This is a genomic window from Citrobacter sp. wls615, assembly GCF_005281355.1.
GTDB classification, from domain to species: Bacteria; Pseudomonadota; Gammaproteobacteria; order Enterobacterales; family Enterobacteriaceae; genus Citrobacter; species Citrobacter werkmanii.
In genome coordinates this window covers 257753-271445 of sequence record NZ_SZXM01000005.1, presented here as the reverse complement: position 1 = coordinate 271445, position 13693 = coordinate 257753, and the positions used below count along the sequence as shown (strand labels likewise).

The 13693-nt window shown below is 51.8% G+C and carries 10 protein-coding genes; 7 read left to right on the top strand and 3 right to left on the bottom strand.

What is annotated here, in order from left to right; all coding sequences use genetic code 11:
• The first annotated feature begins 16 nt into the window (after positions 1-16).
• From gntX to gntT, 3 genes are all read left to right on the top strand, one after another.
• The gene (gntX, locus tag FDX04_RS01975) at positions 17-700 is read left to right on the top strand and encodes a DNA utilization protein GntX (RefSeq protein WP_137361520.1); all 684 of its coding nucleotides are present in this window, start codon (positions 17-19) and stop codon (positions 698-700) included.
• A gap of 58 nt (positions 701-758) precedes the next feature.
• Positions 759-1334: a Fe-S biogenesis protein NfuA gene (nfuA, locus tag FDX04_RS01970; protein WP_003023509.1), complete on the top strand. Its 576-nt coding sequence runs from the start codon at positions 759-761 to the stop codon at positions 1332-1334.
• Positions 1335-1702: 368 nt separating this feature from the next.
• Positions 1703-3019 (top strand): gluconate transporter, encoded by a 1317-nt coding sequence (gene gntT, locus FDX04_RS01965; RefSeq protein WP_003023507.1) that lies wholly within the window; start codon positions 1703-1705, stop codon positions 3017-3019.
• A 46-nt stretch (positions 3020-3065) separates the two neighbouring features.
• Here gntT and malQ read toward each other — a convergent pair whose 3' ends face one another.
• Positions 3066-5153, bottom strand: coding sequence for a 4-alpha-glucanotransferase (gene malQ / locus FDX04_RS01960; protein WP_137370380.1), 2088 nt, complete (start codon positions 5151-5153; stop codon positions 3066-3068).
• A 9-nt stretch (positions 5154-5162) separates the two neighbouring features.
• Positions 5163-7556, bottom strand: coding sequence for a maltodextrin phosphorylase (malP, locus tag FDX04_RS01955; RefSeq protein ID WP_137370379.1), 2394 nt, complete (start codon positions 7554-7556; stop codon positions 5163-5165).
• 393 nt (positions 7557-7949) lie between these two features.
• On the opposite strand from malP, the gene FDX04_RS01950 reads away from it, so the two are divergent.
• The 4 genes from FDX04_RS01950 to malT all read left to right on the top strand — a co-directional run bounded on the left by FDX04_RS01950 (position 7950) and on the right by malT (position 12866).
• Complete coding sequence (locus FDX04_RS01950; protein WP_103014726.1) at positions 7950-8429, top strand: Hcp family type VI secretion system effector; 480 nt, start codon at positions 7950-7952, stop codon at positions 8427-8429.
• 29 nt (positions 8430-8458) lie between these two features.
• Positions 8459-9322 carry a hypothetical protein gene (locus tag FDX04_RS01945; RefSeq protein ID WP_137370378.1) on the top strand — a complete coding sequence of 288 codons (864 nt, stop codon included), beginning with the start codon at positions 8459-8461 and terminating at the stop codon, positions 9320-9322.
• A gap of 96 nt (positions 9323-9418) precedes the next feature.
• Positions 9419-9766: a DUF1240 domain-containing protein gene (locus FDX04_RS01940; RefSeq protein WP_170972954.1), complete on the top strand. Its 348-nt coding sequence runs from the start codon at positions 9419-9421 to the stop codon at positions 9764-9766.
• Between the two features lie 394 nt (positions 9767-10160).
• Positions 10161-12866 carry an HTH-type transcriptional regulator MalT gene (malT, locus tag FDX04_RS01935; RefSeq protein WP_042311895.1) on the top strand — a complete coding sequence of 902 codons (2706 nt, stop codon included), beginning with the start codon at positions 10161-10163 and terminating at the stop codon, positions 12864-12866.
• A gap of 41 nt (positions 12867-12907) precedes the next feature.
• Here malT and FDX04_RS01930 read toward each other — a convergent pair whose 3' ends face one another.
• Positions 12908-13666 (bottom strand): DeoR/GlpR family transcriptional regulator, encoded by a 759-nt coding sequence (locus FDX04_RS01930; protein ID WP_042311893.1) that lies wholly within the window; start codon positions 13664-13666, stop codon positions 12908-12910.
• Positions 13667-13693 lie beyond the last annotated feature (27 nt).

The following is a 13693-nucleotide window of genomic DNA, read 5'->3' as shown; positions in this document are numbered from 1 at the left end:
CTGAAAGGATGCATCTATGCTAACAGTACCAGGATTGTGCTGGCTATGCCGAATGCCGTTGACGTTGGGGCACTGGGGGATCTGTTCGGTTTGCTCGCGGGCAACGCGTCCCCCCCTCAGCCGATGTCCTCAATGCGGACTACCTGCCGCGCATCCTTCGCTTCCCTGCGGCCGTTGCCTGCAAAAACCCCCGCCGTGGCAGCGTCTGATCGCCGTCAGTGACTATATTCCTCCGCTGAGCGGACTTATCCACCAGTTTAAGTTTTCACGCCGCAGCGAAATGGCCATTGCCCTTTCACGTTTACTGTTGCTGGAGGTATTACAGGCCCGGCGCGTCAGCGGTCTTCCTCTGCCGGACAGGATCGTTAGCGTCCCGCTCTGGCAACGTCGACACTGGCGCAGAGGATTTAATCAGAGCGACTTACTGTGTCGCCCTTTGGCACACTGGCTTGGCTGCGACTGGGACAGGCAGGCCATCACACGGGTTCGGGCCACCGCTACACAACACCATCTCAGCGCCAGATTACGCAAACGTAACCTGAAAAATGCCTTTCGCCTTGAATTGCCAGTGCAGGGACTCCATATGGTTATTGTGGATGATGTCGTCACTACCGGAAGTACCGTCGCGGAAATCGCGCAGCTGCTTTTGCGCAACGGCGCGGCGACTGTCCAGGTATGGTGCCTGTGTCGAACCTTGTAGAGCCTCGATGATGGGCGTATTATAACCAAGTAAAATAGTCAACTATTAGGCCATTACTATGATCCATATTTCCGATGCTGCACAAGCGCACTTTGCCAAACTGCTGGCAAATCAGGAAGAAGGGACACAAATTCGCGTATTTGTGATTAATCCCGGCACGCCTAACGCTGAATGCGGCGTTTCTTATTGTCCGCCAGACGCCGTGGAAGCAACCGACACCGCCATTAAATTTGACCTGCTGACCGCATATGTTGATGAACTGAGCGCACCGTATCTGGAAGATGCAGAAATCGATTTCGTTACCGACCAGTTAGGCTCCCAGCTGACGCTGAAAGCGCCAAACGCCAAAATGCGTAAAGTTGCCGATGATGCGCCGCTGATGGAACGCGTAGAGTACATGCTGCAATCGCAGATCAACCCACAGCTGGCAGGCCATGGCGGCCGTGTCTCTCTGATGGAGATCACCGATGAAGGCTACGCCATTCTGCAATTTGGCGGCGGCTGTAACGGCTGTTCAATGGTAGATGTAACGCTGAAAGAAGGTATCGAGAAACAGCTGCTGGCTGAATTCCCTGAACTGAAAGGCGTTCGCGATTTAACCGAACACCAGCGCGGTGAGCACTCTTACTACTAAGCCCTAAGCTGTAGCGTTGCCGTAGGCCCGATAAGACGCACCCGCGTCGCTATCGGGCATTGCTGCCGAATGGCAGCGTAACGGCCTACAACCCTGCATTTCTCTGCCTATGCCCTGCAACAATCCCCTGCATAATTTGACCAGCCTCTCATAATTTAAATTTTGCCTGCCCAGGTGATTTTCAAGCGCTGCATGTTACCCGTATCATTCGTATCAGCACCTAACACACACATAATAGCCAGCTAAACTGATTAGTTTTGAAGGTAATCAGCATTGGTGCTGTAAATACTCTGTTCCCGGTCGGGACAATCGGAATTTGTCATCTAAACACTGACGTTACCCATAACAAAGTAAAGGCCAGGTAAATCATGCCATTAGTCATCGTTGCTATCGGTGTAATCTTGTTACTCCTCCTGATGATCCGTTTCAAAATGAACGGCTTCATCGCTCTCGTCCTGGTGGCGCTTGCTGTCGGATTGATGCAAGGGATGCCACTGGATAAAGTCATCGGTTCGATTAAAGCCGGCGTCGGCGGAACCCTTGGCAGCCTCGCCCTGATTATGGGTTTTGGCGCCATGCTGGGCAAAATGCTGGCGGACTGCGGTGGCGCACAGCGCATCGCTACCACGCTGATTGCTAAATTCGGCAAAAAACACATTCAGTGGGCGGTGGTATTAACCGGTTTCACCGTCGGTTTCGCCCTGTTCTACGAAGTCGGCTTCGTACTGATGCTGCCGCTGGTGTTCACGATTGCCGCAGCCGCAAATATCCCGCTGCTGTACGTCGGCGTACCGATGGCTGCTGCGCTGTCCGTCACGCACGGCTTCCTGCCGCCGCACCCGGGTCCGACTGCTATCGCCACCATTTTCCACGCAGATATGGGCAAAACCCTGCTGTTTGGTACGATTCTGGCCATCCCGACTGTGATTCTCGCCGGTCCGGTGTACGCGCGCTTCCTGAAAGGCATCGATAAGCCAATCCCGGAAGGTTTATACAGCGCAAAAACCTTCACTGAAGAAGAGATGCCAGGCTTTGGCGTCAGCGTCTGGACCTCTCTGGTTCCGGTTATCCTGATGGCGATGCGCGCCGTCGCGGAGATGATTCTGCCAAAAGGTCATGCTTTCCTGACGGTGGCAGAATTCCTTGGCGACCCGGTCATGGCTACGCTTATCGCGGTGCTGATTGCGATGTTCACTTTTGGTCTGAACCGTGGACGTTCGATGGATCAGATTAACGACACGCTGGTGTCCTCAATCAAAATCATCGCGATGATGCTGTTAATCATCGGTGGTGGCGGTGCTTTCAAACAGGTTCTGGTTGATAGCGGCGTGGACAAATACATCGCTTCAATGATGCACGGTTCGAACGTTTCTCCGCTGCTGATGGCATGGTCTATCGCTGCGGTACTGCGTATCGCGCTGGGTTCCGCGACCGTTGCAGCTATCACCGCAGGTGGGATTGTGGCGCCGCTGATTGCGACAACCGGCGTAAGCCCTGAGCTGATGGTTATTGCAGTCGGTTCCGGTTCCGTCATTTTCTCCCACGTGAACGATCCTGGCTTCTGGCTGTTCAAGGAGTACTTCAACCTGACTATCGGTGAGACCATCAAGTCATGGTCAATGCTGGAGACCATTATCTCCGTCTGCGGTCTGGTGGGTTGTCTGCTACTGGGTATGGTGGTTTAACCCCTACATATCCCAGACAAAAAAGCCGGGGAAATCCCCGGCTTTTTTACTTCTTCTTCGCAGCGGCTTTGCGGCGCTTATCCAAATCCTTAATCAGCTTGTTCACCCCGTCATCGGCAAACATCTGCTCCAACGTGGCGGTGAGCTTACGCCGCCAGTTTTTGTACTGGTCGCTGGTCCCCGGGATGTTGACCGGATCCGCCATTCCTAACCAGTCCTCCGGTTGCAGGCCCAGCAGCGCACTATTGCTGTCAGCGATGTAGCGTTGCATGCCACGATTAAGAATCGGCGTCATCGACATCAATGAGGCCTTGTGACCCGCACGTTTTGGCAGACAACCATATTTGTGCAGCGCGTCCAGCAGCCCCTGTTTGGCCAGTTCTCTGTCCTGATACAAGCCACGCAGTACGACTTCATCAGGATATAGCCCCAGCGCTTTACCCAGCGTCAGATCGCCGCTATCCCAATAACCTTTAAGTGTAGGAAGGTCATGCGTCGCCGCGACTGCCATTGATTGTTCCGGGTACGCTTTCGGCGCACGGAAGTTTTTCTCATGGTCATTCTCAAAATAAAGCACTTTGTAGGAGTACACGCCGCTATCGCGCAGCTTGCTGACGATCTCCACCGGCACCGTACCCAAATCTTCACCAATCACCATGCAGTGATGACGTTTACTTTCCAGTGCCAGAATTGAAAGCAGGTCGTCGACCGGATAATGCACGTAGGCACCGTGATCGGCCGTTTCACCGTAAGGGATCCACCACAGACGCAGCATCGACATAACATGGTCGATACGCAGCGCACCGCAGTTCTGCATATTGGCGCGCAGCAGTTCGATAAACGGTTCGTAAGCACGTGCCGTGATGATGTGCGGATCCATCGGCGGCAGCCCCCAGTTTTGCCCCAGCGGACCGAGAATATCCGGCGGCGCGCCAACCGAGGCTTTCAGGCAGTACAGCTCGCGGTCGCACCAGGTTTCCGCCCCGCCTTCAGCCACGCCAACCGCCAGGTCGCGATACAGCCCGACAGGCATCGCAAAGCCCTGGCTGGTTTTCCAGCAGTCAGCGAACTGGGTATACGCCAGCCACTGAAGCCACAGGTAGAAGTCCACGTCATCACGATGCGCTTCGCAGAACTGTTTGACCTCTGGCGAGTCCACCGACTGGAAAGCCTCTGGCCACACCGGCCAGCCCCAGCGCAAGGCGTCTTCTTTCACCTGATGCGCATGCAGAGCGTCAAATGCCGCCTGCCAGTACAGGCTATCGCCTTCCTGAGCCACAAACTGGCGAAATGCCGCCATTTGCTCATCATCGCGCGCAGAGAAGCTTTTCCACGCCATCCGTAGCGCGGTCATTTTCAGCGCGGTAACGGCGGAGTAATCCACCCATACGGCGTCGCGCGCGCGTTGTAAAGCTTGCTGAGTCGCCGGCTTCTGCCACCAGGCCTGCGCCTCTTTGCTGTGGTGGAAATCGTCTACTGCATTGACATCAATATAAATAATATTCAGCCAGCGGCGTGACGACGGACTGTATGGACTTGCACTTTCCGGGTTCGCCGGATACAGCGCATGAATAGGATTCAGGCCGATAAACGCGCCGCCGCGTTGTGCCACATCCACCAACATGGCGCGGAGATCGCCAAAGTCGCCAATCCCCCAGTTTTTTTCTGAACGTAGGGTGTAAAGCTGAACGCATGCCCCCCACAGCTTCTGCCCGGCCAACAATGCCTGCGGTTCATAACAGCGTTTCGGCGCCACGATGATGCGGCAATGGGCACGCAACTCCCCCTGAGTCAGGGTAAGCGTGTGATACCCCTCCGGCAGCTTCGCCGGAAGGTTGAAAGATTTACCGCCGACGGCATGCCCTTTGTGCTGTACACCCTCTTCGGTAGTTAGCAGCCAGTTAAACTCTCCACTTCCCTCAACCGCCAACGGCATTTTTTTACCAGCGGTATAAACCATGACGTTCGGCACCGGAGTCACCGCCACCTTCGTGGCGGCGGTGGTGCGATGCATGGCGTCAAGCAAACGCCGCTTGGTTTCGGCGCCAATAGACTGCGGTTTACCGTGGGCATTAATGTAATTAGGGCTGATCCCCGCCGCCAGCGCGGCATTATCCAGACGTTTGCTTTCCATCGCGCTTCCTTAACGTTTCGCCTGCCAGATACGAGCCTGATAATCGCGAATAGAGCGATCTGAACTGAACATGCCGCAACGCGCGGTATTCAGAATCGCCGCCCGGGTCCAGGCTTCCTGGTCACGGTACAACACGTCAACCTGCTTCTGGGCTTCAACGTAGGCCGCGAAGTCCGCCATGACCAGATACGGATCACCGCCCTGCTTGCCAATACTGTACAGCATCTGGTCAAAGGCATGTTTATCGCCGTCGCTGTATTTCCCGCTTTCCAATTCTTTCAGAACAGCATCCAGCACCTTATCTTTCTTACGCCATTTCACCGGGTCATAGCCTTTCGCTTTCAGCGCTTTCACCTCTTCCACGGTATGACCAAAGATAAAGATATTCTCGTCACCCACCTTCTCGGCGATTTCGACGTTGGCACCATCCAGCGTACCAACGGTTAACGCGCCGTTCAGCGCCAGTTTCATATTACCGGTGCCGGAAGCTTCTTTCCCGGCGGTTGAGATCTGCTCAGAGATATCCGCCGCCGGAATCAGCATTTCCGCCGCCGAGACACAATAATCAGGCAGGAAGACAACTTTCAGCTTGTCGCCAACTTTCGGGTCGTTATTGATGGTTTCCGCCACCTTGTTGATAGCGAAGATAATATTTTTCGCCAGGTAGTAACCCGGAGCGGCTTTTGCGCCAAACAGGAATACGCGCGGCACGCGTTCCGCCTGCGGGTTTTCACGAATTTCTTTATACAGCGCCAGAATATGCAGCAAGTTCAGATGCTGACGCTTGTACTCATGCAGGCGTTTGATCTGAATATCAAAGATTGCCTGCGGATTGATTTCGATACCAGTCCGTACCTTCACAAACTCTGCCAGGCGCTTTTTATTCGCCAGCTTAATGTCACGATAAGTCTGACGGAACTTCGCGTCGTCGGCGTATTTTTCCAGGTTAATCAACTGGTCGAGATCGTTGGCCCACTCTTTTTTCAGCGATTTATCCAGCAGTGCGGCAAGCGCCGGGTTGCACTGCTTAATCCAGCGACGCGGAGTAATCCCGTTGGTGACGTTATGAAATTTGTTCGGCCAGAGCTGGTGATATTCCGGGAATAGATCTTTCACCACCAGATCAGAGTGCAGCGCCGCCACGCCGTTAACCGCAAAACCGCTGACCACACACATATTGGCCATACGTACCTGTTTATTATGCACCACCGCCAGTTTCGCCCACACTTCAGCATTACCCGGCCAGGTTTTATCGACCAGTTTCTTAAAGCGGTCATTAATCTCTTTGATGATTTGCATGTGGCGCGGCAGTAGCGCTTTCACCAACTTCTCATCCCAGCACTCTAACGCTTCCGGCATCAGGGTATGGTTGGTGTAAGCGAAGGTTTTGCTGGTAATGGCCCACGCATCGTCCCAGCTCATCTGGTGCTCATCAATCAGCACACGCAACAGCTCAGGGATCGCGATAGTCGGGTGAGTATCATTAAGCTGAATCACTTCGTAATCAGCCAGTTCGTGCAGCTTACGCCCGGCCAGATGATGACGACGCAAAATGTCGGCTACGGAGCAGGCGCACTGGAAGTACTGCTGCATCAGGCGCAGCTTTTTACCCGCGGTGTGGTTATCGTTCGGGTACAGCACTTTGGTCAGTTTTTCGGCGTCGATGCCCTGCTGCTCAGCACGCAGGAAATCGCCGTCATTAAATTTGGTCAGGTTAAACGGATGCGCGTGGCTGGCCTGCCACAGACGCAGCGGTTGCGCCACGCCGTTACGGTAGCCGAGAACCGGCAGATCCCAGGCCTGGCCGGTGATGGTAAACCCAGGCTCCCAACGTCCCTCTTTGGTGACTTTACCGCCAATGCCGACCTGCACGTCCAACGCCTCGTTGTGACGGAACCACGGGTAGCTACCGCGATGCCAGTCATCCGGGGCTTCCATCTGCTGACCGTCGGCAAAAGACTGGCGGAACAGGCCGTACTGGTAGTTGAGACCATAGCCCGTCGCCGACTGGCCGACCGTCGCCATCGAATCAAGGAAGCAGGCCGCCAGGCGCCCCAACCCACCGTTACCTAACGCCGGATCGATCTCTTCTTCCAGCAGATCGGTCAGGTTGATGTCGTGCGCTTTCAGCTCATCGCTCACCCCCTGATACCAGCCCAGATTGAGTAAGTTGTTGCCGGTCAGACGACCAATCAAAAACTCCATCGAGATATAGTTAACATGGCGCTGATTTTTTGCCGGTTTCACCGCTGGCTGGGCGCTGAGTAACTCAGCCAACGCCCCACTCACTGCCTGCCACCACTGGCGCGACGTCATTTCGTGAGCCGACAGTAAACCGAAACGCTGCCACTGACGCGTCAGGGCTGCCTGAAATTGATCTTTGTTGAAGGTTGGCTGTGACATAGGGATTCCAGGTCCTTAGGTAATAAAACAACGTTATCGCTAGTTTGCCAGGCTCGTTGTTGACCTTCCTCATCCTGGCACGGATTAGGGAGGGAGGAGGGGCGGGGATGAGCATAAAAGTGTGATCGCCGCCACTTTATTATTACCAACTACGCCAATAAATCGACTGACTTCGCAGTGCACTGTACCTGAGACGCCTCACCTAGTTTGACAAGAATCAGCATAATACCTTGCAAGACGAGATGACAAATTAATAATTATAACTTTTACAACAATTACTACAGCCGTTATTTTAAAAATAACAAAACGGTTGAAATTAAAATAATTCAAGAGCACACTGAGATAAATCTTCGACATAAAAATAAATCAAACAAATACTACCCAAGGATATATATGGCAAATTTATCTTGGATTACTCTGAAAGGTGAATTACAGGGTAATATTTCCGAAAACTGCGGCTCCAGGTACTCTATAGGAAATAAGTCTCAGACAAACCATCTCAACCAAATTATGATTTATGGACTTGAACATGAAACAACGCGTCAGCAGAACGTTAATCACCACGAACTCCAGATTATCAAACCTGTTGATCGTTCGTCCCCTTTGCTGAACAAAGCGATCAACGATAACGAAACGCTGGAGTGCGAAATATTCCTCTATCGAACCACACCAACAGGAATGCAAGAAGTCTATTATAAAATTAAATTATTCAAAGCACATATATCAAACATTAAATTAATAGTCCCTCACAATATCATTGAAAACGGAAACGAAGCACAAGAACGCGTTTCCTTTATTTATGAATCGATTAGTTGGGAACACTGCATGGCAAGTACCAGCGCTTATAGTTTGTGGAGTGAACGAACTTTCTGACGCCAGACATCTCTTGATAAGGAAAAATCATGCGTAAACGTAACTCCATGTTAAATGGCAACTCACTCAGGTTTCGGGACGAACGACCGCAGGCAAGAGATTTTAATAGCTGGCATACCATGAACCCTGTGCAGCGCGATATGGCCTTTATGGATGGCTCATTTATCACGCAAAGTCATCACATCCTTCTGCTCACTCTCGAAGAAGCACAGCAGGTGACGGACGATTTAATCGGCGGAGTGGATAAATTTTTTTCCTACCGCGCAGCACCCGGCAACTTCAAAGATGGCCTGGATGGCTTCCGCAGTCTCTCTAAGCTTACTACCTATTACAATTCCGCACAGGAGTTGGTCTTTAATTTCAGTGCAATCCGCATTAAAGCTATTGAATACAAAATCGGCGGTAAAACCTATATCAAAATTACCGGGTATCCCGCCCTGCGCCGGATTCTTAACGGAACCCGCTACGGAGCAAGCCATCCACAGATGCTGGAAATGGCATTGGGTAAACGTGGGCTTTATAACAGCCTTAGAAATGGCGTCAAATATTGCATTTACTTCTCACTTGCCTGGCGGGCAATCGAACTGATCTTTAAGTCCGATTATGATCTGGTGGATTTTTTGGTAGATATCTCAATGGATGCAGCAAAAGCGGTGGTATCGGGAGTAGTGATTGGAGTGATGGTTACTGGAGTATTGGCAATATTTAGTGTTCCTGTAGTAATCACGACTCTTGGTATTATTATCGTAGGGTTATTTTTCAACTATGAATTAAATGACCTGGACGATAAAATAGGGCTATCAGTTTCATTAAAGAACAAACTTCGCGACTATCTTCACCATAGTAAATATGAAAATTATGGTTTTAATAGTCCTTATTTTTACTCTTTTTAAGGAAAGCGAATGACTAAGCTCCATTTGCGCCTGATATCTTTCTCTCTTACTATTTTTTTCTGTAGTCTCCTTTATATGATATTCACTGGGAGCATAATGGAAAATTTTCTTTCACTAATTAGAATGGGTGATGTAATTTCCTATAACAAAAATACATGCGCAATAGTAGGAGGAATACCAACAATATTTCTATTTTCAATACTTTCTGTTTTCGCATTATTTAGTAAGGAAGGTCGTTTGAAAAAACTGCCCACTACAATAGAGTTATGGATGACAATGATTGTAGTAATTTCCTTTCTCATAGGCATTATTGCTAACTGTCTTATTCCCTTTTTATTGCTTGGATTATCATACACATCCTGCCCCCAGAAGAAGCTTCAGGATTTCTACGTTACAGATATCGAACTGTGTAAAACTATCGTAGATAAACGTGGCTTGTGGTAACGGATTCATCATACTTTTATTAATTTAAGGAATTGAATCGTTATTTTCAAAGAAAATGAGTATAGAACTCTGCAAAATCTATAGTCACCAATGATTTACATTAAAAATTATCACCAACAGTAACAATTAAGATAATTCTATAACAGCAAATCATGCTTCGTCAGAAGGGGTTCAATCGCCGCCCTTGGTCAAACACTTCAACAGCCGCGCATCCTGACACCGGTTTCAGTAGGTGTCTATCATCTTAAGAATTTGTGACATAGCGCAAAATAAGACAGTCCAATCCCGGACATAACTTGCAATAAATCTTAATCTGGCCGACCTTATATCTATTAATTACGAAGCGCAAAAAAAATCATTCTTCCCTATTTTCACACAGTGAAGTGACTAACTTATGTTGATTCCGTCTAAATTAAGTCGTCCGGTTCGACTCGACCATACGGTGGTTCGTGAGCGCCTGTTGGCTAAACTTTCCGGCGCGAACAATTTCAGGCTCGCCCTGATCACAAGTCCTGCTGGTTATGGAAAAACAACGCTTGTTTCACAATGGGCGGCGGGGAAGACCGAGTTAGGTTGGTACTCTCTGGATGAAGGCGATAACCAACAGGAGCGCTTTGCCAGCTATCTGATCGCCGCTATCCAACAGGCAACAGGTGGACACTGCACCACCAGTGAAGCAATGGTGCAAAAACGTCAGTACGCCAGCCTGACGTCACTGTTTGCCCAGCTATTTATCGAACTGGCCGAGTGGCACCGCCCGCTCTACCTGGTAGTAGATGATTATCATCTGATCTCTAATCCGGCCATTCACGAAGCGATGCGTTTCTTCCTGCGTCATCAGCCTGAGAACCTCACGCTGGTCGTGCTGTCGCGCAACCTGCCGCAGTTGGGTATTGCCAACCTGCGGGTGCGCGATCAACTGCTGGAGATAGGCAGTCAACAGCTGGCCTTTAACCATCAGGAAGCGAAACAATTTTTCGATCGTCGTTTATCCTCCCCTATTGAAGCAGCTGAAAGCAGCCGGATGTGCGATGACGTTGCTGGCTGGGCTACTGCGTTACAACTGATTGCTCTTTCCGCTCGCCAGAACAATAACTCTGCGCACCAGTCGGCACGACGCCTCGCCGGAATCAACGCCAGCCATTTATCCGACTACCTGGTGGATGAAGTGCTGGACAGCGTTGACCTCGGCACCCGTCACTTTCTGCTAAAAAGCGCCATCCTGCGTTCGATGAACGATGCGCTGATCGTTCGGGTGACCGGCGAAGAAAACGGGCAAATGCGACTTGAGGAAATTGAGCGGCAGGGGTTATTTCTGCAGCGGATGGATGACGTCGGCGAGTGGTTCAGTTATCACCCACTGTTTGGCAGCTTTTTACGCCAGCGTTGCCAGTGGGAACTGGCGAGCGAGCTGCCTGAAATACACCGCGCCGCCGCAGAAAGCTGGATGGCGCAGGGTTTCCCTAGCGAAGCTATCCACCACGCGTTGGCGGCAGGCGATGCCCACATGCTACGCGATATCCTGCTTAACCATGCGTGGGGCCTGTTTAACCACAGCGAACTGGCGCTATTGGAAGAGTCGCTGAAAGCCCTGCCGTGGGAAAGCCTACTGGAAAATCCGCGTCTGGTTCTGCTGCAAGCCTGGCTGATGCAAAGCCAGCACCGCTACAGCGAGGTTAATACCCTGCTGGCCCGTGCGGAACAAGAGATGAAAGGCGACATGGAGCCGACGCTGTACGCTGAATTTAACGCGCTGCGGGCACAGGTAGCGATTAACGACGGTAACCCTGACGAAGCAGAACGTCTGGCAAAACTGGCGCTGGATGAATTACCCATCGCCTGGTTCTATAGCCGTATCGTCGCCACCTCGGTGCATGGTGAAGTCCTGCATTGTAAGGGTGATCTCACGCGTTCACTGGCGTTGATGCAGCAAACCGAGCAAATGGCGCGCCATCATGATGTCTGGCATTACGCGCTGTGGAGTCTGATCCAGCAAAGCGAAATTTTATTTGCCCAGGGTTTTTTACAGGCGGCCTGGGAGACGCAGGAAAAGGCGTTCCAACTGATCAAAGAGCAGCACCTGGAACAGTTGCCGATGCACGAGTTCCTGGTGCGCATTCGCGCGCAACTCCTGTGGGCATGGGCACGTCTGGACGAAGCCGAAGCGTCTGCCCGCGCGGGCATTGAGTTACTTTCCACATTCCAGCCACAGCAACAGCTACAGTGCCTGGCGCTGCTGATTCAGTGTTCGCTGGCCCGGGGCGATTTAGACAACGCGCGTAGCCTACTCAACCGTTTGGAAAACTTATTGGGCAATGGCCGCTATCATAGCGACTGGATCTCGAACGCCGATAAGGTACGGGTGATTTACTGGCAAATGGTAGGCGATAAAAAATCAGCCGCCAACTGGCTGCGCCACACGCCGAAGCCGGAGTTCGCCAATAACCACTTCCTGCAAAGTCAGTGGCGCAACATCGCTCGTGCGCAGATCCTGCTGGGTGAGTTTGAACCGGCGGAAATCGTGCTGGAAGAGTTAAATGAAAATGCGCGTAACCTGCGCCTGATGAGCGATCTGAACCGTAACCTGTTGCTGCTTAATCAGCTGTACTGGCAGGCCGGACGCAAAAATGACGCGCAGCGCGTCTTACTGGAAGCGCTGCAATTGGCCAACCGCACCGGATTTATCAGCCACTTTGTTATCGAAGGTGAGGCGATGGCGCAGCAGTTGCGCCAACTGATTCAGCTCAATACGCTGCCAGAACTCGACCAGCACCGCGCCCAGCGCGTTTTGCGGGAGATTAACCAGCACCACCGCCATAAATTCGCCCACTTTGATGAAGGATTCGTTGAGCGTCTGCTTACCCATCCGGAAGTGCCGGAGCTTATCCGCACCAGCCCGCTGACCCAGCGCGAATGGCAGGTTCTGGGACTCATTTATTCGGGCTACAGCAACGAGCAGATCGCCGGTGAGCTGGCCGTTGCGGCCACGACCATTAAGACGCACATCCGCAATTTGTACCAAAAGCTCGGCGTCGCCCACCGCCAGGATGCGGTGCAGCATGCGCAGAAACTGCTGAAGATGATGGGCTATGGGGTATAGTTAATGCCTGATGCGCTACGCTTATCAGGCCTGGAATTAACTTAACACAGCTCTAACTGAATATGGTGGTCGGCAATAACCTGCATCACACTGGCTGGCGGTAGCGTGTCGGTATACACAGCATCCACCATGCTGATACTGCCCATATTCACCATCGCGTTACGTCCGAACTTCGAGTGATCCACCACCAGCATGACGTGACGTGAATTCTCAATGATCGCGCGTTTGGTGCGCACTTCGTGATAATCAAACTCCAGCAGGGAGCCATCGCTGTCGATGCCGCTGATCCCCAGGATGCCGAAGTCCAGACGGAACTGGGAAATAAAGTCGAGAGTCGCTTCGCCCATAATGCCGCCGTCACGACTACGCAGTTCGCCCCCGGCCAGAATAATGCGAAAATCCTCTTTCGCCATCAGCGTGTTTGCCACATTGAGGTTATTGGTCACGATGCGTAAGTTGCTGTGATTAAGCAGCGCATGCGCCACCGCTTCCGGTGTGGTGCCAATATCAATAAACAGCGTTGAACCGTTAGGGATCTGCGTGGCAACTTTGCGCGCAATGCGCTCTTTTTCCGCCGTCTGCGTCGCTTTACGATCATGCCATGGGGTATTGACCGAGCTGGATGGCAACGCCGCGCCGCCGTGGTGACGCAAAATCATGTTTTGATCGGCCAGGTCATTCAGATCCCGGCGAATCGTCTGCGGACTGACGGAGAAATGCTCCACCAGCTCCTCGGTACTGACGTATCCCTGTTTTTTTACCAGCTCAATGATCGCGTCATGTCGTTGTGTTTGCTTCATTATTGTTCCCTGGAATTTTTCCGGATG